Annotated in this window: 19 protein-coding genes; 6 read left to right on the top strand and 13 right to left on the bottom strand. The window is 69.1% G+C overall.

The window, feature by feature from the left end; genetic code table 11:
* Nucleotides 1-32 precede the first annotated feature (32 nt).
* From KF707C_RS04145 to KF707C_RS04135, 3 genes are all read right to left on the bottom strand, one after another.
* Nucleotides 33-2,042: a CocE/NonD family hydrolase gene (locus KF707C_RS04145; RefSeq protein WP_004420198.1), complete on the bottom strand. Its 2,010-nt coding sequence runs from the start codon at nucleotides 2,040-2,042 to the stop codon at nucleotides 33-35.
* Nucleotides 2,043-2,066: 24 nt separating this feature from the next.
* Nucleotides 2,067-3,653 (bottom strand): BCCT family transporter, encoded by a 1,587-nt coding sequence (locus tag KF707C_RS04140; protein ID WP_036991279.1) that lies wholly within the window; start codon nucleotides 3,651-3,653, stop codon nucleotides 2,067-2,069.
* A gap of 364 nt (nucleotides 3,654-4,017) precedes the next feature.
* Nucleotides 4,018-4,794, bottom strand: a complete 777-nt coding sequence (locus tag KF707C_RS04135) for a ferredoxin--NADP reductase (RefSeq protein ID WP_004420201.1) — start codon at nucleotides 4,792-4,794, stop codon at nucleotides 4,018-4,020.
* An 84-nt stretch (nucleotides 4,795-4,878) separates the two neighbouring features.
* On the opposite strand from KF707C_RS04135, the gene KF707C_RS04130 reads away from it, so the two are divergent.
* Nucleotides 4,879-6,003, top strand: coding sequence for a methyltransferase (locus KF707C_RS04130; RefSeq protein ID WP_004420202.1), 1,125 nt, complete (start codon nucleotides 4,879-4,881; stop codon nucleotides 6,001-6,003).
* A gap of 194 nt (nucleotides 6,004-6,197) precedes the next feature.
* Here the strand turns inward: KF707C_RS04130 and KF707C_RS04125 are convergent, their stop codons facing one another.
* From KF707C_RS04125 to KF707C_RS04090, 8 genes are all read right to left on the bottom strand, one after another.
* The gene (locus KF707C_RS04125) at nucleotides 6,198-6,338 is read right to left on the bottom strand and encodes a DUF2474 domain-containing protein (RefSeq protein ID WP_004420206.1); all 141 of its coding nucleotides are present in this window, start codon (nucleotides 6,336-6,338) and stop codon (nucleotides 6,198-6,200) included.
* Between the two features lie 10 nt (nucleotides 6,339-6,348).
* The gene (gene cydB / locus KF707C_RS04120; protein ID WP_004420210.1) at nucleotides 6,349-7,356 is read right to left on the bottom strand and encodes a cytochrome d ubiquinol oxidase subunit II; all 1,008 of its coding nucleotides are present in this window, start codon (nucleotides 7,354-7,356) and stop codon (nucleotides 6,349-6,351) included.
* A 2-nt stretch (nucleotides 7,357-7,358) separates the two neighbouring features.
* Entirely contained in the window at nucleotides 7,359-8,798 is a 1,440-nt protein-coding gene (locus tag KF707C_RS04115) for a cytochrome ubiquinol oxidase subunit I (protein WP_004420213.1), read from the bottom strand.
* A 261-nt stretch (nucleotides 8,799-9,059) separates the two neighbouring features.
* Nucleotides 9,060-9,635 carry a nucleotidyltransferase family protein gene (locus tag KF707C_RS04110; protein WP_004420216.1) on the bottom strand — a complete coding sequence of 192 codons (576 nt, stop codon included), beginning with the start codon at nucleotides 9,633-9,635 and terminating at the stop codon, nucleotides 9,060-9,062.
* An 83-nt stretch (nucleotides 9,636-9,718) separates the two neighbouring features.
* Nucleotides 9,719-10,690 carry an XdhC family protein gene (locus KF707C_RS04105; protein WP_004420220.1) on the bottom strand — a complete coding sequence of 324 codons (972 nt, stop codon included), beginning with the start codon at nucleotides 10,688-10,690 and terminating at the stop codon, nucleotides 9,719-9,721.
* Between the two features lie 11 nt (nucleotides 10,691-10,701).
* Nucleotides 10,702-11,919 carry a cytochrome c gene (locus KF707C_RS04100; RefSeq protein ID WP_004420223.1) on the bottom strand — a complete coding sequence of 406 codons (1,218 nt, stop codon included), beginning with the start codon at nucleotides 11,917-11,919 and terminating at the stop codon, nucleotides 10,702-10,704.
* Nucleotides 11,920-11,921: 2 nt separating this feature from the next.
* A complete protein-coding gene (locus KF707C_RS04095; protein ID WP_004420226.1) occupies nucleotides 11,922-12,461 on the bottom strand; it encodes a (2Fe-2S)-binding protein in 540 nt (179 codons plus the stop codon).
* On the bottom strand, nucleotides 12,454-15,282 hold the full coding sequence (locus KF707C_RS04090) for a xanthine dehydrogenase family protein molybdopterin-binding subunit (protein WP_004420228.1): 2,829 nt from the start codon (nucleotides 15,280-15,282) through the stop codon (nucleotides 12,454-12,456). The genes KF707C_RS04095 and KF707C_RS04090 overlap by 8 nt, the downstream gene beginning before the upstream one ends.
* A 339-nt stretch (nucleotides 15,283-15,621) precedes the next feature.
* On the opposite strand from KF707C_RS04090, the gene KF707C_RS04085 reads away from it, so the two are divergent.
* Complete coding sequence (locus KF707C_RS04085; protein WP_004420231.1) at nucleotides 15,622-16,830, top strand: MFS transporter; 1,209 nt, start codon at nucleotides 15,622-15,624, stop codon at nucleotides 16,828-16,830.
* Nucleotides 16,831-16,970: 140 nt separating this feature from the next.
* Here the strand turns inward: KF707C_RS04085 and KF707C_RS04080 are convergent, their stop codons facing one another.
* Nucleotides 16,971-17,537, bottom strand: a complete 567-nt coding sequence (locus tag KF707C_RS04080; protein WP_004420233.1) for a DJ-1 family glyoxalase III — start codon at nucleotides 17,535-17,537, stop codon at nucleotides 16,971-16,973.
* Between the two features lie 199 nt (nucleotides 17,538-17,736).
* Between KF707C_RS04080 and KF707C_RS04075 the strand changes: the two genes are divergently transcribed.
* Together KF707C_RS04075 and trmA are read left to right on the top strand one after the other, a co-directional pair.
* The gene (locus KF707C_RS04075; RefSeq protein WP_004420235.1) at nucleotides 17,737-19,029 is read left to right on the top strand and encodes an NCS2 family permease; all 1,293 of its coding nucleotides are present in this window, start codon (nucleotides 17,737-17,739) and stop codon (nucleotides 19,027-19,029) included.
* The gene (gene trmA, locus KF707C_RS04070; RefSeq protein ID WP_004420237.1) at nucleotides 19,029-20,123 is read left to right on the top strand and encodes a tRNA (uridine(54)-C5)-methyltransferase TrmA; all 1,095 of its coding nucleotides are present in this window, start codon (nucleotides 19,029-19,031) and stop codon (nucleotides 20,121-20,123) included. Before KF707C_RS04075 ends, trmA begins: the two co-directional genes overlap by 1 nt.
* 151 nt (nucleotides 20,124-20,274) lie before the next feature.
* On the opposite strand, the gene KF707C_RS04065 is transcribed toward trmA, so the two are convergent.
* Complete coding sequence (locus KF707C_RS04065; RefSeq protein ID WP_004420241.1) at nucleotides 20,275-20,661, bottom strand: DUF4345 domain-containing protein; 387 nt, start codon at nucleotides 20,659-20,661, stop codon at nucleotides 20,275-20,277.
* Nucleotides 20,662-20,800: 139 nt separating this feature from the next.
* Between KF707C_RS04065 and KF707C_RS04060 the strand changes: the two genes are divergently transcribed.
* Together KF707C_RS04060 and KF707C_RS04055 are read left to right on the top strand one after the other, a co-directional pair.
* Complete coding sequence (locus KF707C_RS04060; RefSeq protein ID WP_004420243.1) at nucleotides 20,801-21,235, top strand: DUF411 domain-containing protein; 435 nt, start codon at nucleotides 20,801-20,803, stop codon at nucleotides 21,233-21,235.
* 19 nt (nucleotides 21,236-21,254) lie between these two features.
* Complete coding sequence (locus tag KF707C_RS04055) at nucleotides 21,255-22,109, top strand: PhzF family phenazine biosynthesis protein (RefSeq protein WP_004420245.1); 855 nt, start codon at nucleotides 21,255-21,257, stop codon at nucleotides 22,107-22,109.
* The last annotated feature ends 43 nt before the right edge of the window (nucleotides 22,110-22,152 follow it).

The raw sequence follows: 22,152 nt of genomic DNA, 5'->3' as shown, positions 1-22,152 counted from the left end.
CGGAGGCGATGTGGTGCGACGGGACCGACGCCTCAGGCCGTGAATCGCGCTACCCGCTGGTGCCAGTGGGCGCGATGCACCTCCTGGCTGTCCAGTCGCGCCACCTGTTCAGTCTCCAGGTAGAACCAGCGGGCATCGGCCTGCACCTGCAGGCGAGTGTCCACCTCCACCCGCCAGTCGTCCCGGCCCGTGCAGGAGCGCCAGCGGATATCCGCCCGCACTGAAAGGGGATCCCAGGGCAGGGCCCGATAGGTCTCGGTGCAGCGCTGGTCGACCCAGAGGCCGTGGTCGAGGAAACGCCGGGCGCCGAGGTCGTCCTCGATCCTCACCCGCACCTCCCCGCTGGCCACGTCCTCCTCCAGTGTCCGACGCGGCCCCGGCTCGCGCAGCACCTCCAGCGCTTCCGGCACGGCGCCCTGGGGCCGCTCGAAGGGACAGGGCACCTCTTCCCCCTCGAAGGCCGGCAGCTCGACCCGCTGCGGACCCGGCAGCAGGGTCAGGGTCGCCAGTTCCGGGGCGGGCCAGAGCAGGGGGAAGCTGGCCGTGCCCAGGGCGATGCGCAGCCGATACCCGGCGGGCACCCGCCAGCCCATCTGATCCAGCACGAGGACGACGCGCATCGGCTCGCCCGGCACCACCGGCGTCGGTTCGGCGAGGTCGTCGCGCAGGCGCAGGTTGAGGGCGCCGTAGCTCAGTTGCGTCACCTGCCCGTCGGGCGCGACGGCATTGAGGCGCGCCACCAGGTGACCACAGGGACGGTCGGCGCTCAGGCACAGGTCCAGGCGCGCGTCCCCCAGCAGGCGCAGGGGTTCGGCCAGTGGCGCCGAGTCGAAGCACAGTGAGTGGGCATCGTCCCGGCGCTGGTCGGTGGGACCGTCGGGCCCGAGCCAGATGGCGCAGTAACGCCCCTGGTGGAGCCCGGTGGTCACCGGCGAGCAGAAGCGGCGTGGCCGCTCCAGATCCGCGCGTTCCGGCACCAGTCCGGCCTCGCCGAGGGAGAACACCCGGCGCCGGAGCTGCGGATCCGGCCAGCCGGCCGTCCGGACCCAGGCCCCGGGACGCTCCCGGTAACAGGCTCGGGGCGGCAGCACGTCCTGCAGGTAGAAGGTGCCGGGGGCCTCGTCCATCACCCCGTTGTCGATGCCCTTCAGCCAGTGGTCCCACCAGCGCCTGGCTTCCTGCAGGAAGCCGATGGCCGGGGCCGGCACGGCGATATGCGGGTACTTGTGGATCCAGGGACCCACCAGGGCCTTCTTCGGACCGGGCAGGTGCTGCAGCAGGCGCGGCACGGCGTTCCTGTAGGCGTCCCCCCAGCCGCCGATGGCGTAGACCGCCGCCTCGATCGCCCCGTAGTCCTCGCACACCGAGCCCTGGCGCCAGTAGTCATCGCGCACCTGGTGTTCCAGCCAGATGCCGGCCAGCGCCGGCATGGCCTCCAGGCGCTCCTGCCAGCGCTGGCGCCAGGCCTCCCCCAGCAGGAGCGGGTCGGGAGGCACGGCGAGGAAGCTGAGCATGGTGGCCGACCAGCCGAGGCTCTCCAGCAACAGGCAACCGCCCTTGAAGTGGATATCGTCGGCGTAGCGGTCGTCGGACGAGCAGAGGGTGATGATGGCCTTCAGCGCCCGGGGCCGGCGGGCGGCCAGCTGAAGGCTGTTGATGCCACCCCAGGAGATGCCCATCATCCCCACCCGGCCATCGCACCAGGGCTGCCGGCACAGCCAGTCGATGACCTCCAGGGCGTCCTCCTGCTCCCGCAGGCTGTACTCATCCTCCAGCAGCCCCCCGGACTCGCCGCTCCCGCGCATGTCCACCCGCACGCACACATATCCCTGCCCGGCCATCCAGGGGTGGCTCAGGCTGTCGCGCAGGGCGGTGCCGTCGCGCTTGCGGTACGGCAGGTACTCCAGGATCGCCGGAAAGCGCTGCGGCCCCGCCGACTCCGGCAGCCAGATGCGCGCGGCGAGCGGGGTGCCATCGCTCAAGGGGATCAGGCAATGCTCGATCTCGCGCACCCGGTAGGGAAACTCACTGATGACGTCCATGGGGCCTCCTGTGGAAAGAGGGGCTCAGCGCCCCGCCTGCGACTTGGCGATCGTGGAAGACGGGCGGGCCTGCGGCGCGACGCCGGCATCCCGATCAGCCAGCAGTGCCGGGGTCCTCAGCCAGAGCATCAGCGTGCCGCCGGCGCCCAGGACGATGAACATCCCCGGCAGGCCGCCGAGGTTGGAAAGCATCTTCACGCCATCGAGGCCGACGAAGGCCACCATCACCCAGGCCATGGCGCCGATGATCAGCCCCCAGGCCACCTTGAGCAGGGGGTTGCCATCCAGGTCGGAATCGGCGGTCACACCCCGGCTGCAGAGGTTGCCGATGGCGTCGGTGTTGGAGTCGGCGGCGGTGACGAAATTGATGAAGGCGACGAACAGCAGGAAGGCGATCACCACATCGCTGGCCGGCAGCTGCCGGAACATGGCGTAGAGCACGTGTTCGACGCCCTGCTGGTTCAACACCAGGTTCAGGCTGCCGCCGCCCTGGGCGTCGTAGTAGAGGCTGCTGCCCGAGAAGATGCTCATCCACAGCATGGAAAACAGCGCGGGATAGAGCATGTTGATGCGGATGAACTCGCGCACCCGGTAGCCACGGGCGATCTTGCCGAGGAACAGCGCGGCCACCGGTGCCCAGGCGAACCAGACCGCCCAGAAGAACACCGTCCACTCCCGCGCCCAGGGATCGCCACCGGCGGTCCCGGTGTAGAGGCTCTGCCGGAGGAAGCCACCGAGGTAGGCGCCCAGGGCCTCGATGCCGAGGCTGATCAGCGTCAGCGTGGGGCCGCAGAGCAGCACGAAACCGCCCAGCGCCATCAGGATCCAGGTGTTGAGACCGGACAGCTTGGCGATTCCCCGCTGCAGCCCGCTGGCGGCCGAGGCGACGAAGGTGAGGACGATGGCCGCGATGATCAGCGCCAGGCGCAGGGGCGTGGTCTCGCCGCCGATGTACTGGCTCAGGCCACCGGCCAGGGTCAGGGCCCCCGTGCCGAGGGCGGACGCGATGCCGGCCACCAGGGCGAACAGCCCGAGGGTGTCGATCAGGTCGGCGTAGCGCCGGACCCGTTCGGCGCCCAGCAAGGGCCGGAGCATGGCGCCGATGGAGAACTCGCCCCGCAGGTTGTGAAAGGCCAGGGCGAACACCAGGGAGGGCACCAGGTAGATGGCGTAGGGCGTGATGGTCCAGTGCATGAACATGGTGGACAGGGCGAAGCGCACGGCGGCGGGACTCTCGGCTTCGATCCCCAGGTCCCCCGGTGGCCCGTGGAGGTGGAACAGCGGCTCGGCGACCGCCCAGAAGAGCACGCCCACCGCCAGCGTCGTGCAGAGGGTCACCATGAACCAGCGCGGCTTGCTCAGCAGCGGGGTGGCCCGCTCCCCGCCGATGCGAATCTGCCCCAGGGGCGAGAAATACACGGCCAGGGCCAGGATCACCATGCCCAGGGCCGCGATGCAGAAGAGCCAGGCGAGGTTGTCGAGGATCAGCGCATTCAGCCCCTTGCTGATGGCGAGAAAAAGCGACAGATCGAGGTAGCTGGCGACCACCGCCGCCAGCAGGATGAGGAACGTTGGCCAGAACACCAACGGCCTCAGTGGGTGCTGCTTCATGGATTGCCCTCCCCTGCGCGAGGTCCCGGGGGATCCGGGACCTCGTCGGGGGGATAGCTAAGCGTCGAGTCGCCGCGGTGGGCAAACCCGTGCGGCGAGTCGCGGCGGGGCGGGCGAGATCGGCGGGCGCCGAGTGCGGAGGTCAGTGGACGAAGCGGCGTCGAGGGCTCTGGGATGGGGCTTCAAGGGAGGCCGAGCGCCAATGCCGGGAAGCCTTCAACCCTCGTCAGGGACGAAGGCCGACAGCCGGCGTTGCAAAGCCGCCCCGCCCCCCGAACCGGTCCGCGCCCGTTGCCGGACGATGCTCCAGCGCCAGTCCGGACCGGGACTACGCCAGGCATCGATGGACGGTACGCGCGTCCGCCTACCAGTAGTTCTCCACCGCCACCTGCCCCGGCCGGCGGGTCAGGCTGAGGTGCATGTCGCGGGCCTTCAGCACCGCGCGGGTGTCCTCGATCATCTGCGGATTGCCGCAGAGCATCACCCGCGAATGCTCGGGGGTCAGCGCCAGCCCGGCGGCGCGTTCCAGCTCGCCGTTCTCGATCAGGGTGGTGATGCGCCCGTGGAGCGCCCCCGGCACGGTCTCGCGGGTCACCACGGGCAGGTAGAGCAGCTTGTCGGCGACCCCTTCCAGGTAGTCGCGATGCCTGAGGTCCTCGATCAGCGGCTGGTAGGCCAGTTCGGCGGCCTGGCGCACGCTGTAGACCAGGACGATGCGCGAGAAACGCTGCCACACCTCCAGGTCCTGGAGGATCGACAGGAAGGGCGCCAGGCCGGTGCCCGTGGCCAGCAGCCAGAGGTCGCGGCCGTCGTTGAAGCGGTCGAGGGTGAGGAAACCGAAGGCCTGCTTGTCCACCAGCAGGGCGTCGCCCACCGCCAGGCGCGACAGCTCGCTGGTGAACTCGCCTCCCGGCACCACGATGGAAAAGAACTCCAGGTACTCGTCATGGGGCGCCGACACCATGGAATAGGCACGCCAGACCACGCTGCCGTCGGGCTTGGTGACGCCGAGGCGGGCGAACTGGCCGGCGCGGAAGCGGAAGCCCGCGTCACGGGTGGTGCGCAAGGTGAACAGGCTGGGCGTCAGGGTCTGGACCTCCAGCAGGGTCTGACGGGTGAACTTCTCTTCGCTGACAGTCATACTCCGCTCCCGCTCCTTTCCGATTCGCTCGAAGGCCGCCCCCAGTCTCTCGCAAAGCGGCCTTCAGAAACACCGCCGGTTCTTATGCCTATATTCGCTACGCCTTTTGCCCATCTGGACCTGGTCCGACAGCCCGAACAGCGGGACGACCCGCTGCAGGCGTTCGACGCCGCCGACGAGTACCTGCTCAACCACCTCCACGAACAGGGCGTCACCCCGGACGCCCGCGTGCTGGTGCTCAACGACAGCTTCGGCGCCCTGGCCGCCAGCCTCGCGCCCCAGGTCCGGGTCACCAGCAGTGGCGACTCCCATCTGGGCTACCTCGGCCTCGTGCGCAACCTGGCGCGCAACGGCCTGGAGGCCGGCCAGGTGGCCTTCGTCCCCGCCAGCGAACCCCTTGTGGGCCCCTTCGACCGGGTGCTGATCCGCGTGCCCAAGACCCTGGCGCTGCTGGAAGAACAACTGATCCGCCTGCAGGGCCAACTGGCCCCCGGCGCCAGCGTGGTGGCCGCCGGCATGGTCAAGCACCTGCCCCACGCCGCCGGCGACCTGCTGACCAGGTACATCGGCCCGATGCAGCCCTCGCTGGCGGTGAAGAAGGCGCGCCTGCTGATCGCCACCCCGGACGCCCGACCGGCGGTCACCTCGCCCTACCCCACCCGCTACCAGCTGGATTCACCGCGCCTGACCCTGGTGAACCACGCCAACGTCTTCTGCCGCGAAGGCCTGGACATCGGCACCCGCGCCTTCCTCCCGCACCTGCCGCGCAGCCTCGCCGCCGTACGCGCCGCCGACCTCGGCTGCGGCAACGGCATCCTCGGCATCGCCTACGCCCTGGCCAACCCCCAGGCCGAGATGACCCTGGTGGACGAGTCCTACATGGCGGTGCAATCGGCGCGGGAGAACTGGCGCGCGGCCCTGGGTGACCGCCCGGCGGACATCCGCGCCGGCGACGGCCTGGCCGAGCAGCCGGAGGACTCCCTGGACCTGGTGCTGTGCAACCCGCCCTTCCACCAGCAGCAGGTGGTGGGCGACTTCCTCGCCTGGCGGATGTTCGTGCAGGCGCGCAACGCGCTGGTGACCGGCGGCGAGCTGTGGATAGTCGGCAACCGCCACCTGGGCTACCACGCCAAGCTCAAGCGGCTGTTCCGGGGCGTCGAGCAGGTGGCGGCGACGCCGAAGTTCGTGGTGCTCAAGGCCAGCAAATGAATCTTCGCGGGGCCTGACAGCCCGTTCGGACTTACCTCAGCCCAAGGTTGGATCACGCTCCATCGAACCACCACTCCCGCCACACCGAGCCCCGCACGGTGGATGCAAAGAACGGCATCCACCCTACATCTGCGGTCAACTCCACCCGTCTTCATCGATCCGCCTCAACACCGGGCAGGGCGTCGCCGGGCGGTTCAGTGGGTACTCAGCCCCGCCGCCGCCATGAACATCCGCAGCAGGTAGGCCACGGCGCCCAGGGCCAGCACGCTGAGGGTCCAGATGCCCACCAGCCAGCCGAGGCGCTGCCACAGGGGTTTCTTCTCCGGTTCGCCCATCGTCTCGCTCCTAGTGGTAGCCATCTTCCACCCGCACCTTGCCGCGGAACACGTAGTAGCTCCAGGCGGTGTACATCAGGATGAAGGGGATGATGAACAGCGCGCCCACCAGCGCGAAGCCCTGGCTCTGGGGCGGCGCGGCGGCGTCCCAGATGGACACCGAGGGCGGGATCACGTTGGGCCAGAGGCTGATCCCCAGGCCGCTGTAACCGAGGAAGATCAGCACCAGCGTGAGGATGAAGGGCGCATGTTCGGCGTTGTTCGCCACCGCTCGCAGCAGCGCCCAGGTGCAGACCAGCACCAGGATGGGCACCGGCAGGAACCAGAACAGGTTGGGCAGGCTGAACCAGCGGGCGGCGATGTCTTCGTGGGCCAGCGGGGTCCAGATGCTGACGATGCCGGTGATGGCCAGCAGCACCAGCACCAGCGGGCGCGCCAGGTCGTGCATCTGCTGCTGCAGGCGGCCTTCGGTCTTCATGATCAGCCAGGTGCAGCCCAGCAGTGCGTAGGCGGCGATCAGGCCCAGGCCGCAGAACAGCGGGAAAGGCGCCAGCCAGTCCAGGGAGCCGCCGGCGAACTGCCGGTCCACCACCGGAATGCCCTCGATGTAGGCGCCCAGGGCCACGCCCTGGAAGAAGGTGGCGGCGAGGGAGCCGCCGATGAAGGCCTTGTCCCACAGGTGGCGCTTGGCCGGCTTGGCCTTGAAGCGGAACTCGAAGGCCACGCCGCGGAAGATCAGCCCCAGCAGCATCAGGATCAGCGGCAGGTAGAGCGCCGAGAGCACCACCGAGTAGGCCAGCGGAAAGGCGCCGAACAGCGCCGCCCCGCCCAGCACCAGCCAGGTCTCGTTGCCGTCCCAGACCGGCGCCACGGTATTCATCATCACATCCCGCTCGCTATCGTCCTTGACGAAGGGAAAGAGGATGCCGATGCCCAGGTCGAAGCCGTCCATCACCACGTACATCATCACGCCGAAGATGATGATGACGGCCCAGATCAGAGAAAGGTCGACGCCCATGTTCAGTTCCTCACCGGGTTGGCAGCGTTGTCGTCATCGTCCATGCCCTCTTCGGTCGCCGAGAGCGGACGGGCGGGGGTGCGGTGCTGGCCGGGGCCGCCGCTGCCCTGTTCCTGGCCTTCGTGGGTGACCGGGCCCTTGCGCACCAGGCGCATCATGTAGCCGATGCCGGCGCCGAAAAGCACGAAGTAGACCACCACGAAGCTCACCAGGGTCAGGCTCATCTGGGTCACGCTGTGGTTGGACACCGCCTCGCTGGTGCGCATCAGCCCGTAGACCACCCAGGGCTGGCGGCCCATCTCGGTGGTGAACCAGCCGGCGAGGATGGCGATCAGCCCGGACGGCCCCATCCAGAGGCAGAAGTAGAGGAAGGGCCGCGAGCGGAACAGCCCGCCGCGCCAGCGCAGCCAGAGGCTCCAGACGCCGGCGAGGATCATCGCCAGGCCCAGGGCCACCATGATGCGGAAGGACCAGAACACCACGGTGGAGTTCGGCCGGTCCTCCTTGGGGAAGTCCTTCAGCGCCGGCACCTGCTTGTCCAGGCTGTGGGTGAGGATCAGGCTGCCGAGGTAGGGAATCTCCACCTTGAAGCGGGTTTCCTCGCGCTCCATGTCCGGCCAGCCGAAGAGGATCAGCGGGGTCGCCTCGCCGCTGCTGTTGTCCCAGTGGCCTTCCATCGCGGCGATCTTCACCGGCTGGTGCTTGAGGGTGTTGAGGCCGTGCAGGTCACCGATGAAGGCCTGCACCGGGGCGACGATCAGCGCCATCCACATGGCCATGGAGAGCATCTTGCGGATGGCCGGATTGTCGCGGCCGCGCAGCAGGTGCCAGGCCGCCGAGGCGCCGACGAAGAAGGCCGTGGCGAGGAAGGCGGCGGTGGCCATGTGCAGAAGGCGATAGGGGAAGGAGGGGTTGAACACCACGGCGAACCAGTCGGTGGGGATCACCCGGCCGTCGATGATCTCGAAGCCCTGGGGCGTCTGCATCCAGCTGTTGGAGGCGAGGATCCAGAAGGTGGAGATCAGCGTGCCGATGGCCACCATCACCGTGGAGAAGAAGTGCAGGCCGGGGCCGACGCGGTTCCAGCCGAACAGCATCACGCCGAGAAAGCCCGCCTCGAGGAAGAACGCGGTGAGCACCTCGTAGGTCAGCAGCGGCCCGGTGACGGAGCCGGCGAAGTCGGAGAAGGCGCTCCAGTTGGTGCCGAACTGGTAGGCCATCACCAGGCCGGACACCACGCCCATGCCGAAGTTGACGGCGAAGATCTTCGACCAGAAGTGGTACAGGTCGCGGTACACCTCCTCCCGCGTCTTCAGCCACAGGCCCTCCAGCACGGCGAGGTAGCTCGCCAGGCCGATGGTGATGGCCGGGAAGATGATGTGGAAGGAGACCGTGAAGGCGAACTGCATTCGGGCGAGATCGAGAGCCTCCAAACCGAACATGGCGAATCCTCTGAATCAGGTTGAGTCGGGCACGGGTCCAGCGTCGCTCCAGGGCTGCTGGAGTCGGGCCAAGCGAGTGGTTCTTATAGGATCGATTGCGGCGGAGGCGGCCCGGAACGGCGCCTCACAGATCCGCGACCAGGATATTGATGCGGATCAATGCAACCAGAGATTAGCCGTTTCAAGGGGCACGGAATCTGTGGTTCGTTGCCGCGCGGCAGGTTGTCGCGCGGCGGCTCGCCGCAGTCCTGGGCACTCGCCCTAGCGCTCGCCGCCAAGGGCCGCGGGGCTGTCCACATCGCCCAGCACGCCCGGGTCATCGACCTCGACGGCCGTCCAGGCGGCGGGATGGGCACGCAGGACCTTGCGCGCCCCTTCGTCGCCGGTGAGCCGCTGGAGCTCCGGCCAGAAGTCGCGGCCGAACAGCACCGGGTGGCCCCGTTCCCCCCGGTACAGGGGAAAGACGATGCGTCCCGGTGCGGCCTTGTCCACCAGGGCCCGGAGGCTGGCGTCGGCGATCCAGGGCATGTCCCCCAGCAGCACGGCGCAGGCCGCCGCCGGATGGCCGTCGAGGCACCGCGCCCCGGCCGCCAGGCTGTGGCCCATGCCCTGTTCCGCATCCACGCAGCGGACGATGACGCTGTCCGCCGGCAGGCCCAGGGCCGCCGGATCGTCGTCGGCACGCAGCACCAGGAGCACCTCCTCGAACACCGCCCGCGCCCGCTCCAGGCTGGCCGCCAGCAGGGTACGGCCATCGGCCAGGACGGCCCGGCGCTTGTCGCTGCCGAAGCGACGGCCGAAGCCGGCGGCGAGCATCAGGGCAACGACCTGGGTCATGGGCTCATCTCCGGAATCGCAAGGGTGTCGCTGGAATCCCCGGATGCTTCCGGGCCAAGGGCTCGGTCACGCACCCTGCCCGCTCACACCCGCTCACGGGCGATGCCGCTGCGCACCCGCAGGACATCCGCCATCACCGCCAGGGCGATCTCGGCGGGGGTCTTGCTGCCCAGGTTGAGGCCGATGGGGGCGATGACGCGGGCAAGCTCCGCCTCCGACAGGCCCCCCACCCGGCGCAGGCGTTCCTTGCGCTTGGCACTGGTGACCATGGAGCCCATCACGCCGATGTAGAAGGCCTCGGTGCGCACCGCCTCGATCATCGCCAGGTCGTCGATCTTCGGATCATGGGTCAGCGCCACCACGGCCGTGTCGGCGTGGCAGCCGCCCAGGCGGATGTACTCCGAGGGCAGTTCGCGGCGGATTTCGACTCCCGGCAACTCGACGCCCTGCAGCGCCTCGTCGCGCGGGTCGCAGAGCACCACCTCGAAGCCGAGGCTGACGCCGAATTCGGCGCAGACCTGGGCCACCGTGGAGTAGCCCGCCAGCAGCAGGCGCTGGGCGGCGCCCACCCGCAGCAGCACCCGTTCGGCTTCCCGCTCGACCCGGGGGCCGTGCTCGCGGTCCGGCAGCAGCCGCCGGGCGCCATCGGCCAGGGACACCTCGCGGAGCAACCGGCGGCGCCCCGCCAGGGCGCTTTCCAGCTCCCGCAGGTGGGCCTGGGTGTCGCAGTCCGCCGGCAGGTTTTCCACCAGCACGTCGAGGATGCCGCCACAGGGCAGGCGGATGGCGGACCGGGTGTCGCTGCCGTCGCCGTAGCGCACCACCTGCACCGGCTGGCCGAAGGCGCCGGCCGCGAGGCGTTCGAGGAAGTCGTCCTCCACGCAGCCGCCCGACAGCGAGCCGATCCAGTGCCCGTCGGCGGTGGCCGCCAGCAGGGAGCCCGGCGCGCGGGGCGCCGAGCCGTAGGTGGAGAGTACGGTGCAGAGCCAGACACGGCGGCCGGAAGCCAACCATTCCAGGGCCTTGCGGACGACCAGCAGATCGAGGTGTTGCATGGGAGAGACCGTCAGTGGGAATGGACTTCGGCCCGCAACTCGCTCACCCGCTCCGGCGCCACCTCGTCATCGAGGCCGCCCCAGGTCTGTCGCAGGTAGTTGAGCAGGTCACGCATCTGGCCGTCGTCGAGTTTATCCCTGAAGCCGGGCATCGGCGCCATCCTTTCGAAGCCGGTGAACTGCTGCTCGCGGATGCCGTCGTCGATCACCCGGAGCAGGTTGCGGGTGTCCGCCAGGCGCAGGGTGGTGTTGCCGTTCATGGCCACCGCGACGTGGGGCACGCCCTCGCCTTCGGCGCCGTGGCAACCGGCGCAGACATTGAGGTAGTCCTGGCGGCCACGGGCGGCGCTTTCACCCAGCCGGTCCAGGCCGACCGCGGCGATCTTGCGCGGCGCCGGCGGCTGTTCGCCCAGCAGGTAGGTGGCCATGGCGCGGTGGTCGTCCAGGGGCAGGTACTGGGTGCTGTGGTGCAGCACCGGGTACATCTCGTTGAACACCGAGCCCTGGGCGCTGACGCCGTGCTTGAGGAAGGTGGCCAGGTCGTCCTTGATCCAGCCGCGCTCGGCCAGGTCCTGGGCCAGCAGGCTGGGCGCCTCGTAGCCGAGGATGACGCCGCCGCTCATGCGCCGGTCCTGCTGCAGGGCGCCGAGGGCGTTGCGCGGGGTGTGGCACTCGCCGCAATGGCCGAGCACTTCCACCAGGTACTGGCCGCGCTGCCACTCCTCGCCCTTGCCGTCGGCCGGCTGCAGTTGCACGCGGTTCTTGTAGAGCAGGTTCCAGAAGGCCATGCCGAAACGCAGGTTGAAGGGGAAGGCCAGGTCGGTCTTCGGGCTCGGCTTGGCCACCGGATCCAGGCTCATCAGGTAGGCGTAGAGGGCGTCGGAGTCCTCACGGGTGAGCAGGTGGTAGGAGGTATAGGGCATGGCCGGGTAGAGCTTGGCGCCGTCGGGGCGCTCGCCCTGGGTCACCGCCTTGTAGAAGTCGTCGGCGCTGTAGTGGCCGATGCCGTGTTCCTTGTCCGGGGTGATGTTGGTGCCGTAGATGGTGCCGAACGGCGACACCAGCGGCAGGCCGCCGGCGTACTCGGCGCCCCCTTCGACGCTGTGGCAGGCGACGCAGTCGGCGGCGCGGGCCAGGTATTTGCCGCGTTCGATCAGGGCCTTGTCGGCGGGTTCGGCGGCCTGGGCGGCCAGGGGCAGCAGCAGGGCCGCCAGCAGTAGCGCGCGCATCCTCAACCCTCCCTGACCAGGCCGAGGCCTTCGACCACGTCGCGGGCGGCCTTGTAGTAGCGCACATAGCCGGTGCAGCGGCAGATGTGCTTGCCCAGGGCGTTCTCGATCTCCCCTTCCAGCTCGCTGCGCTTGACCGGCTGGCGCTGGAGCTTCTCCACCAGCACCGTGGCGGCATTGACGTAGCCGGGGGTGCAGTAGCTGCACTGGAAGGCGAAGTGGTCGACGAACTTCTGCTGGATGGGGTTCAGCTCGCTGACCTCGCCCTTGTCGTTGCGCTGGGCGTGGCCTTCGATGGTGCGGACCTTCTTGCCGTCGAAGAAGTGCGCGCCGGTGATGCAGGTGCGGATCTCCTCGCTGGTGCCGTCCGGCTTGTCGAGGATGGCCACGCAGGCGTGGCACACGCCCTGGCCGCAGCCCAGGCGCGAACCGGTGAGGTTCAGGTGCTCGTGAAGGAAGTCGATCATCATCAGGTCGTCGTCCACCGTGAAGGGACCGACCGCCTGGCCGTTGAGGGTCATGCTGAGGGCGCGCTTAGCCATGGAGGGCCTCCTTGATGCGGGCCGGGGTCAGAGGAAGGTCACGCAGGCGCTTGCCGGTGGCGTGGGCCAGGGCGTTGGCGATGGCGCCGACCACGGGGATCATCACCACCTCGGCGATGCCCTTGGCCGGATCGCTGGGGGACAGCGGCGGCAGGATCTCGGCGCTCTGGTTCCAGACGGCGCAGTCCTTGGCGCGAGGCAGCACGTAGCGGTTGAAGTTCCAGGTGCCGTCGCCCGGCCCGCCTTCGTACAGGGGCATCTCCTCGGTCAACGCATGGCCGATGCCCATGGCGATGCCGCCTTCCAGCTGGCCGAGCACCAGCTCGGGCACTATCACCCGGCCGCACTCCAGCCAGGAGTGATGGTTGATCACCCGCGCCTCGAAGCTGCCCTTGTTCACCTTCAGTTCCACCAGGGTGGCGACCGGGCTGTAGTAGGTGACCATGGCGTTGTTCAGCTGGGTCGGCGGGTACTTCACGCGGGTGCGGTCCAGCAGGTGGAAGCCGTGGTGGCTCATCAGCGCCTGCTTCTCCCGGGGGGCGCCGGCGCCGTACTTCACCGCCAGCGCATCCAGGGGCAGGGTGTCGCGGTTGCCATTGATCTCGAACTCCGCCTCGGCCCAGGCCCAGCGGTTGAAGCCGTGGACGCTGACGCCGGTGACCAGGCCCAGTTCGTGGGCCTTGTGCGCCAGCAGCTCGAAGGGGATAGGCGGCAGGCCGTTGGCGGTGAGCTTGCCCTCCACCCAGTGGGCGTCCTCGCGGCGCACCACGTAGGGGTTGGCCATGCCGCCGTATTCTCCCCGGCCCCAGATGGCCAGGGCCGCCGGCCACAGGCCGTGGTTGAAGAGGACGCGCGCGGCCTCGCGGGTGCCGTGGCCGGTGTAGTAGGAGGAGTTGGTGGCCGAGGACGGCGAGGCGAGCTTGCCGACCCAGCGCGGGTTCTTCAGGGCGGCGTCCTGCTCGTCCTGGCTGATGAGGTAGGGGTTGCCGCTGGTGGTCAGGCCCAGCTCCGCCCACTCGGTGACGCCGGTGCGGATGTCGTCGGCCGGACGCCCCAGGTAATCCGCCACCAGCAGCGCCTGGGAGGTGGCCATGCCGGTGCCCATGTCGATGGCGATCTGGCGCAGGCTGATGCGCCCTTCGGCGGTGAACTCCAGGCTGGCCATGGGCGCCTCGGAGCCGGTGCCGAAGTCCTTCTGGCAGATGGCGAAGCCGACGCCGTACCAGTGGTCCGGGTCCTTGGCCTCCTCCTCGCGCTTGCGGGCGTCGCGGTTCTTCCAGATCTCGTGCTGGGCGGCCTTGTCGAGGATCTCGTCGAGGCGCAGGGCGCCGGCCGGAATCGCGCCCTGGGTGTTCTTCATGCCGGACTTGAAGACGTTCCGGCGGCGCAGCTCGATGGCGTCGACGCCCAGGCGCTGGGCCACCTCGTCCACCATCATCTCGGTGGCCGCCATGGTCTGCAGGGTGCCGTAGCCGCGCATGGAACCGGCCTCGACGCCCCGGGAGTGGTAGGCGGTGGCGGCCAGGTCGCTCCTGGGCAGGTAGTAGATGGACTGGGCCGCGGTGGCCCCCACCGCCGCCACCGAGGGGCTGTAGTTGATGCGGCCGCCGCCGTCGACGTCCATGTGCGCGCGGAAGATCTGGAACGACAGGTCGTCCTTCTTCACCGCCAGCTGGTAGTGCATGTCGAAGGGGTGGCGCTTGATGCCGCTCTGGAACTGCTCGTAGCGGTCGTTGGCCAGGCGCACCGGCACGCCGTCGCCGTACATCGCGGCCAGGGCCGCATAGAAGACGAAGATATTGTTGTCCTTGGAGCCGTAGCCGACGGTGTAGCCCGGGTGCAGGTTCAGCGTGCGCACCTTGAAGCGCGACGGCGCCAGCATGTGCGCGGTCTGCTCGGCCACCTCGAAGGGGCACTGGGTGGCCACCACGAAGTGCAGGGTGCCGCTGGCCGGGTCGTACCAGCCGTTGCCGTTGTCGGCCTCGAGGGCCGCCGGCTCGATGGACTGGGTCCGGTAGCGCTCGTCGAAGACCATCCAGCCCTCGGGCGGGCTGGCCAGCGCCGCCTGCATCTGCTCGGCGTGGTAGAGCCCCTGGGCGGTGAGGTCGCCGGCCGGGTTGCCCGCGCCCCAGGCGGGTTTCCGCTCGCGGATCAGCGGGAAGAGCATGCTGTCCTTCAGGCTGGAGAAGGTGTCCGGCTCGAAGGGCGTGGCGCCGCCCACGCGGACGAAGCGGAAGCTGCCGTAGGGATCGCGCTGGTACAGCTCGGCCCTGGCGCCGTAGCGCACCACCTTTTCATTGAACTTGAGGAGGTTCTTCGCCCGGCGGAAGCGGTCGAAGTCCTTCCAGATCAGCAGCGCCACCGGGTGGCCGATGAACATCGGCACCTGGCCTTCCGGCAGGAAGGGATCGGGGCTGTGGCCTTCGGGGAAGGCGATGCCGTCGCGGGCCAGGTCCTCGGCGGTCACCAGGCGGTCGGGCTTGAGCTCGTCGCCCAGCATCGACAGGTCGAGGCCGACGTAGAGGTGGTCGGCGCGGGTTGCCTTGAGCAAGAGCGCATGACCTTGCTGCTGCGGCCAGCCGGGCATGTCCTTGGCGCGGATGTCACGGGCGAAGACCTTGCCGCCGCAGACCTTGCTGACTCCGTCGATCCGCCCGCGCGCCTGGCCGCCGGGGGTGTACCAGGGCTCGGGGGTGCGGGTGACCTGCTCTTCGAAGAGCGCGGCGAATGCCTTGCTGCCCAGGGGCGCGAGGGTGATGCCGATGCCGGCGACGACGCTGCCTTGCAGGAAGGCGCGGCGGGATAGTTCAGGAGTGGACATGCCCGTTCCTCTAAGGCCCGGGGAGTTCGGGCCCCATTTCATGGTCGCGAAGGATTCCCGGCCCCGCTGTTCGACAGGGACCGCTACAAGCGTAGTGGAGGGAAGAAGCTAACTAGGAGGTCAGATTTTAATGAAAGGCAGGCGACACACAAGAAGAAATTGACTTGAAAGTCAGTTTCCCTGCATCGCTTATCGGAAACTTCCTACTGACACCGCAGATATAGCCGTCGGCATCAGCACTACAGCCGCTGATCGAACGCTCTGTTCGCCAGATGCAACCGAATATTTCGGCGGGCATGCTAGGCTGCCGCATCGATAGCAGCCTAAGCAGTTTCTTCCATGTCCACGGACATCCTCCTACGCCACCACCGCCCCTTCCTGGCCTTCTGGCTGGCCCGGGTCTGCACCGCCAGCGGCTTCCAGATGATCACCGTCGCCATCGGCTGGCACATCTACGAACTGACCGGGAACGTCCTCGACCTGGGCCTGGTGGGCCTGGTGGAATTCCTGCCCCGGGTCCTCTTCATGCTCCACACCGGCCATGTGGCCGACCGCTTCGACCGGCGCCGGGTCGCCGCCACCTGCCAGGTGCTTCAGGCCCTGGTGGCGGGCGTGCTGGTCTACGCCGCCGCCACCGGCTCGGCGAGCCGCGAACTGATCTTCGCCATGGCCTTCCTCTTCGGCGCCGCCCGCGCCTTCGAGATGCCGGCGACCCAGGCGCTGCTGCCGAACATCGTTCCGCCGGCGCTGTTCCCCCGCGCCGTGGCCGCCTCCGCCTCCGCCATGCAGGCCGCCACCATCGTCGCGCCGGCCCTCGGTGGCCTGCTCTACGCCTTCGGCAGCACCTGGGTCTACGGGCCGACCCTGATCCTCTATGTCCTCGCCTGCGTACTGATGCTGAGCCTGTCCAGCAACCAGCAACGCAGCCAGGGGCAGCGCGCCAGCCTCGACTCCCTGCTGGCGGGCATCCGCTTCATCCGCAGCCGCCCGGATATCCTCGGCGCCATCTCCCTGGACCTGTTCGCCGTGCTGCTGGGGGGCGCCACCGCCCTGCTCCCGGTCTTCGCCAAGGACATCCTGCTCACCGGGCCCTGGGGCCTCGGCCTGCTGCGCTCGGCACCGGCGGTCGGTGCGCTGCTGATGTCCTTCTGGCTGGCGCGCTTCCCCATCGAGCGCAATGTCGGCCGCATCATGTTCACCGCCGTCGGGGTGTTCGGCGTGGCGACCATCGCCTTCGGCCTGTCCACCTCCTTCTGGTTCTCCCTGGCGGTGCTGGCCGTGCTGGGCGCGGCGGACATGATCAGCATGGTCATCCGTGGCGCCTTCGTGCAGTTGCACACCCCGGACGAGATGCGCGGCCGGGTCAGCGCGGTGAACGGGCTGTTCATCGGCGCCTCCAACCAGTTGGGCGAGTTCGAGTCCGGCGTCACCGCCGCCTGGTTCGGCACCGTGCCGGCGGTGGTGATGGGCGGCGTCGGCACCCTGCTGGTGACCGGGCTGTGGATAAAGCTGTTCCCGACCCTGGCCAGGCGCGACCGATTGCACTGAGGCCCTTCGCGAGGAGCAGGCTGGGAAATCCGGGCTACGGGCTCCCCCCGGGAGAGGGCGGGGGGAGGCGGGCGGAAGCTCGGTGCCCGTCACGTTCAACCTTGCCGGGCCCACCCCAACAGCCCTGGATCACCGGCCCCTCACTCCACCAGCATCGCCCGGGCGACTTCATTGCGCCTGGCCTTGCCGCACAGCTTTTCCACCAGGGTCAGGGCGAAGGCCAGGGCATTGCCGGGGCCCTGGGCGGTGACGCAGTTGCCGTCCACGACCACCGGCTGGTCGACGAAGGTGCAGCCGGACAAGCGATCGCTGAAGGCCGGGTAGCAGGTCATGCGCCGCTGGCGCAGCAGGCCGAAGGGCTGCAGGGCCATGGCCGGCGCGGCGCAGATGGCGGCGAACAGCCGGCCCGCCCGGGCGTGGTCCCGCAGCATCTCGCCCAGGGGCTCGTGCTGCCCCAGGCGCTGGGCGCCGGGCATGCCGCCGGGCAGGACGATCAGGTCGAAATCCTGGGCCAGCACATCCAGCAGCATGGCGTCGGCCGTGAGGCGGGTACCCCGTGCCAGGGTGATCATCCGCCGGTTCTCGATGCTGGCCACGACGGTATTCACCTCGGCCCGGCGCAACACATCGAGCAGGGTCACGGTTTCCAGGTCTTCGACGCCCTCGGCGACCGCCAGCAGGGCATGGAGTTGGGGTGGGGTATGCATGCTGTCCTTCCTCATGGTCCTGGAACCTAAGTTGTCCGCCCGGTCATAAATTCACCGCCGAAAAGCGAACTGGTATGATGCGCGCCTTTTTTCAGACTGGCAGAGAAAACGCCATGGCGCCCGCGTGCGCCGTGCATTTGTGCTTTGCTTTCGGCCAGCTGACATGACAACGACGCCGTGCGTCACGGGGAGCCTTCACATGCTGGAAAAGCTGTTCCAACTCAAGGCGCACGACACCAACGTGCGCACCGAGCTACTGGCGGGTCTGACGACCTTCCTGACGATGGCCTACATCCTCTTCGTCAACCCGGCCATCCTCGGTGAAACCGGCATGGACAAGGGCGCCATCTTCGTCGCCACCTGCCTGGCCGCCGCCATCGGCTCGGCCACCATGGCGCTGATCGCCAACTACCCCATCGCCCTCGCCCCCGGCATGGGCCTGAACGCCTTCTTCACCTACACCGTGGTGCTGCAGATGGGCCACACCTGGCAGGTGGCCCTGGGCGCGGTGTTCCTCTCGGCCTGCATGTTCTTCGTGCTGTCGGTGTTCAAGATCCGCGAATGGATCATCAACAGCATCCCGCTGGAGCTGCGCTCGGCCATCGCCGCCGGCATCGGCCTGTTCCTCGGCCTGATCGCCCTGCAGAAGGCCGGCATCGTCGCGGCGCACCCGGTGACCATGCTCACCGTCGGCGACCTGACCCGTCCCGAGCCCATCCTCGCCGTGCTCGGCTTCTTCCTCATCGTCGCCCTGGAGGCCCGCAAGGTGACCGGCGCGGTGCTGATCGGCATCCTCGCGGTGACCATCCTCGGCATCGCCCTGGGCGTCTCCCAGTTCGGCGGGATCGTTTCCATGCCGCCATCCCTGGCGCCCACCTTCCTCCAGCTGGACATCAAGGGCGCGCTGGAAATCGGCCTGGTGAGCGTGATCTTCGCCTTCCTCTTCGTCGACCTGTTCGACAACTCCGGCACCCTCATCGCGGTGGCCAAGAAGGCCGGCCTGATGCGCGCCGATGGCTACATGCCGAAGATGGGCCGTGCGCTGATCGCCGACTCCACCGCCGCCATGGGCGGTTCCCTGCTGGGCACCTCCACCACCACCAGCTACATCGAGTCCGCCGCCGGCGTCAGCGCCGGTGGCCGCACCGGCCTCACCGCCCTGACCGTGGCCGCGCTCTTCCTGCTGGCCCTGTTCCTCTCCCCGCTGGCCGGCAGCGTGCCGGCCTTCGCCACCGCCCCGGCGCTGTTCTTCGTCGCCGTGCTGATGGCCTCCGGCCTGGCTGAAATAGACTGGAACGACCTGACCACCGCCGCCCCCGTGCTGATCACCACCCTGGCGATGCCCTTCACCTACTCCATCGCCGACGGCATCGCCTTCGGCTTCATCGCCTGGGCCGCCATCAAGACCCTCGCCGGCCGCTACAAGGAGCTGAGCCCGGCGCTGGTGATCCTCGCGGTGCTCTTCGTCATCAAGATGGGGTTCTTCCACTGATGAGCCGACCGCAGTTCGATCCGACCACCTACGACGCCCAGCTCGCCGACAAGACCGAGCGCCTCCGGGCGCTCCTGGCCCCCTTCGACGCCCCGGAGCCGACGGTCTTCGACTCCCCCCGCGAGCACTACCGCCTGCGCACCGAATTCCGCCTCTGGCGCGAGACCGGCGGCGAGCAGCGCCACTATGCGATGTTCGAGGCCGGCGACAAGTTCACCCCGGTGCTGATCGAGGACTTCCCCATCGCCAGCCGCCGCATCAACGAACTGATGCCGCGCCTTAAAGCCGGCTGGCAGGCGAGCCAGGTGCTGTCCTTCAAGCTGTTCCAGGTGGAGTTCCTCACCACGCTCTCCGGCGACGCGCTGATCACCCTCTGCTACCACCGCCCGCTGGACGAAGCCTGGCAGGCGGAGGCCGAGAAGCTCGCCGCCGACCTGGGCGTGAGCCTGGTGGGCCGCTCCCGGGGCAAGCGCATCGTCATCGGCCGCGACCATGTGGAAGAGGTGCTGACCGTCGCCGGCCGCAGCTTCCGCTATCGCCAGCCGGAAGGCGCCTTCACCCAGCCCAACGGCGAGGTCTGCCAGAAGATGCTGGCCTGGGCCTTCGAGGCCCTGGGGGAGCGGAACGACGACCTGCTCGAGCTGTATTGCGGCAACGGCAACTTCACCCTGCCGCTGGCCACCCGCGTCCGCAAGGTGCTGGCCACAGAGATCAGCAAGACCTCGGTCAACGCCGCCCTGGCCAACCTCGCCGACAACGGCGTGGACAACGTGACCCTGGTGCGCCTCTCCGCCGAGGAACTGACCGAGGCGCTGAACGGCGTGCGGCCCTTCCGCCGCCTCGCCGAGGTGGACCTGGCCAGCTACGACTTCGGCACCGTGTTCGTCGACCCGCCCCGCGCCGGCATGGACCCGGACACCTGCGAGCTGACCCGGCGCTTCGACCGCATCCTCTACATCTCCTGCAACCCGGAGACCCTGGCGGCGAACATCCAGCAACTGAACGACACCCACCGCATCAGCCGCTGCGCCCTGTTCGACCAGTTCCCCTACACCCACCACATGGAAGCGGGCGTGCTGCTGGAGCGGCGCTGACGCCCGTCCCCGGGCTGCCCCGGCTCTTCGCGGGCAAGCCCGCTCTCGTAGGAGCCGGCTCGCCGGCGAATCGCACGGTCCCCTTCGCGAGCAAGCTCGCTCCTACGCAAGGCCCGCCCTCGCCGGCGAATGGCAGCGAGTTCGCCAGGGGCTAGCCGCCGTCCAGCTTGCGCAGGGCGGCAAAGGCCAACCCGGCGGACACCACCTCGAACAGCAGCGCGTAGAGGTTGAAGGTCTGCCCCAGGCTGCCGTCCAGCCAGAGCCCGCTGACCCGCCCCAGGGCCAGGGCGATGTAGACCAGCACCAGCAGGTCCAGGGCCGCGCGGGCCAGGTGCAGGCGCAGTTGCGCCAGCACCAGGAAGGCGGCGATCCCCAGTTGCAGGCAGCCGTAGTAGGCGCGCACGTCGGTGACCGCGGCCGGGTCCATCAGCAGCATCCCACTGAGGCTCGCCATCTGCTCCGGACGGATGAAGTAGGCCAGGCCGAACAGGGCCAGGATCAGGGCCTGCAGGCCCAGCAGGATGCGGGTGAAGAGCATGGGTACACCTCGGAAGCGGACGCCGCCTGAAAGCATAGGTGGACCGGGAACAGTCTGAAACAGCGCAACGCTTGGGCCCTGCGGGAGGCGGCGTTATCCTGCCGCTTTTCCGGCCGGCCCGGCCGAAAGGAGATCCCCCATGCGTTCCCTGCTACTGCTCACCACCCTGCTCGCCGGCCTCGCCCAGGCCGCCGAGCCCGTCACCATGGACGTCTACCGCGACCCCAACTGCGGCTGCTGCAAGGCCTGGATCAGCCACCTGCGGGACAACGGCATCCAGGTGCGTGACCATGTCGAACCCGACATGGCCGCGGTCAAGACCCGCCTCGGCGTCCCCCACAGCCTGGGTTCCTGCCACACCGGCGTGGTGGACGGAAAGTTCGTCGAGGGCCATGTGCCTGCCAGCGACGTACTCAGGCTGCGGGAGCGTCCCGACCTCCTGGGTGCCGCCGTTCCCGGGATGCCGGTGGGCTCCCCCGGCATGGAGATGGGCGACCGGGTGGACGCCTACCAGGTGATCGGCGTGGCGCGGGATGGACGGGAGTCCGTGCTGAGCGAGTATCCTGCGCGCTGACATCCCCTCGGAGCCTGAAATGGAATACTGGCAAGTCGACGTCTTCGCCGAACGGGTCCTGGCCGGCAATGGCCTGGCCGTCTTTCCCGACAGCCGCGGCCTCTCCGCCGCGGCCATGCAGGAGCTGACCCGCGAACTGAGGCAGTTCGAATCCATCTTCCTCACCCCCCTGGACAGCCCCGACGCCTTCACGGCCCGCGTGTTCACCGTGGAGGAGGAACTGCCCTTCGCCGGCCACCCGATCCTCGGCGCCGCCGCCCTGCTCCACCACCTCCACGCCAGGGCCGAGGAAGCCAGCTGGCGCCTGGAGCTGCCGGAGAAGCAGGTGCGTATCGACACCCGCCGCGACGGCGCCGGCTTCTACGCCGAGATGGACCAGGGCGTGGCGGCGTTCGGTCAGGTGCTGGACACCGCCCGGGCCAACGCCTTCGCCGCCGCCTTCGGCAGCGAGCCTGACCCCCGCCATCCGGCCCAGGTGGTCAGCACCGGCCTGCCCTACCTGCTGCTGCCGGTGACCGCCCGGGGCCTGGCCGAGGCCCGCCAGCGGGAGTCCCTGGACGCCGCCCTCGCCGCCATCGGTGCCGCCTTCGTCTTCCTCATGGACGTGGACGCCCGGGAGGGCCGCACCTGGGACCCGCTGGGCGTGGTGGAAGATATCGCCACCGGCAGCGCCGCCGGTCCGGTTGCGGCCTGGCGCGTGGCACGTGGCCTGGAGGCGCCGGAAGAGCGCTTCGCCCTGACCCAGGGGCGCTTCCTCGGCCGCCCCAGCCGCCTGGATGTCCGGGTCGACGCCGACGGCCATGTGCGGGTGGGTGGCGGTGTCCAGTTGCTGGCCCAGGCACGCCTGCTGCCGCCCCCGGAGAGCCTCGGCTGACGACCGGGCTGGCGGCGGCGTTCGCCAGCGTCAACACTCAAGA

The sequence above is a fragment of the Pseudomonas furukawaii genome (genome assembly GCF_002355475.1).
GTDB classification, from domain to species: Bacteria; Pseudomonadota; Gammaproteobacteria; order Pseudomonadales; family Pseudomonadaceae; genus Metapseudomonas; species Metapseudomonas furukawaii.
This window is presented reverse-complemented; position numbering and strand designations above follow the sequence as displayed.

Bases quoted from the DNA above. Each gene is read 5' to 3' on its own strand.
- KF707C_RS04145 (WP_004420198.1), bottom strand. From the start codon at position 2,042: ATGGACGTCATCAGTGAGTTTCCCTACCGGGTGCGCGAGATCGAGCAT.
- KF707C_RS04140 (WP_036991279.1), bottom strand. From the start codon at position 3,653: ATGAAGCAGCACCCACTGAGGCCGTTGGTGTTCTGGCCAACGTTCCTC.
- KF707C_RS04135 (WP_004420201.1), bottom strand. From the start codon at position 4,794: ATGACTGTCAGCGAAGAGAAGTTCACCCGTCAGACCCTGCTGGAGGTC.
- KF707C_RS04130 (WP_004420202.1), top strand. From the start codon at position 4,879: ATGCCTATATTCGCTACGCCTTTTGCCCATCTGGACCTGGTCCGACAG.
- KF707C_RS04125 (WP_004420206.1), bottom strand. From the start codon at position 6,338: ATGGGCGAACCGGAGAAGAAACCCCTGTGGCAGCGCCTCGGCTGGCTG.
- cydB (WP_004420210.1), bottom strand. From the start codon at position 7,356: ATGGGCGTCGACCTTTCTCTGATCTGGGCCGTCATCATCATCTTCGGC.
- KF707C_RS04115 (WP_004420213.1), bottom strand. From the start codon at position 8,798: ATGTTCGGTTTGGAGGCTCTCGATCTCGCCCGAATGCAGTTCGCCTTC.
- KF707C_RS04110 (WP_004420216.1), bottom strand. From the start codon at position 9,635: ATGACCCAGGTCGTTGCCCTGATGCTCGCCGCCGGCTTCGGCCGTCGC.
- KF707C_RS04105 (WP_004420220.1), bottom strand. From the start codon at position 10,690: ATGCAACACCTCGATCTGCTGGTCGTCCGCAAGGCCCTGGAATGGTTG.
- KF707C_RS04100 (WP_004420223.1), bottom strand. From the start codon at position 11,919: ATGCGCGCGCTACTGCTGGCGGCCCTGCTGCTGCCCCTGGCCGCCCAG.
- KF707C_RS04095 (WP_004420226.1), bottom strand. From the start codon at position 12,461: ATGGCTAAGCGCGCCCTCAGCATGACCCTCAACGGCCAGGCGGTCGGT.
- KF707C_RS04090 (WP_004420228.1), bottom strand. From the start codon at position 15,282: ATGTCCACTCCTGAACTATCCCGCCGCGCCTTCCTGCAAGGCAGCGTC.
- KF707C_RS04085 (WP_004420231.1), top strand. From the start codon at position 15,622: ATGTCCACGGACATCCTCCTACGCCACCACCGCCCCTTCCTGGCCTTC.
- KF707C_RS04080 (WP_004420233.1), bottom strand. From the start codon at position 17,537: ATGCATACCCCACCCCAACTCCATGCCCTGCTGGCGGTCGCCGAGGGC.
- KF707C_RS04075 (WP_004420235.1), top strand. From the start codon at position 17,737: ATGCTGGAAAAGCTGTTCCAACTCAAGGCGCACGACACCAACGTGCGC.
- trmA (WP_004420237.1), top strand. From the start codon at position 19,029: ATGAGCCGACCGCAGTTCGATCCGACCACCTACGACGCCCAGCTCGCC.
- KF707C_RS04065 (WP_004420241.1), bottom strand. From the start codon at position 20,661: ATGCTCTTCACCCGCATCCTGCTGGGCCTGCAGGCCCTGATCCTGGCC.
- KF707C_RS04060 (WP_004420243.1), top strand. From the start codon at position 20,801: ATGCGTTCCCTGCTACTGCTCACCACCCTGCTCGCCGGCCTCGCCCAG.
- KF707C_RS04055 (WP_004420245.1), top strand. From the start codon at position 21,255: ATGGAATACTGGCAAGTCGACGTCTTCGCCGAACGGGTCCTGGCCGGC.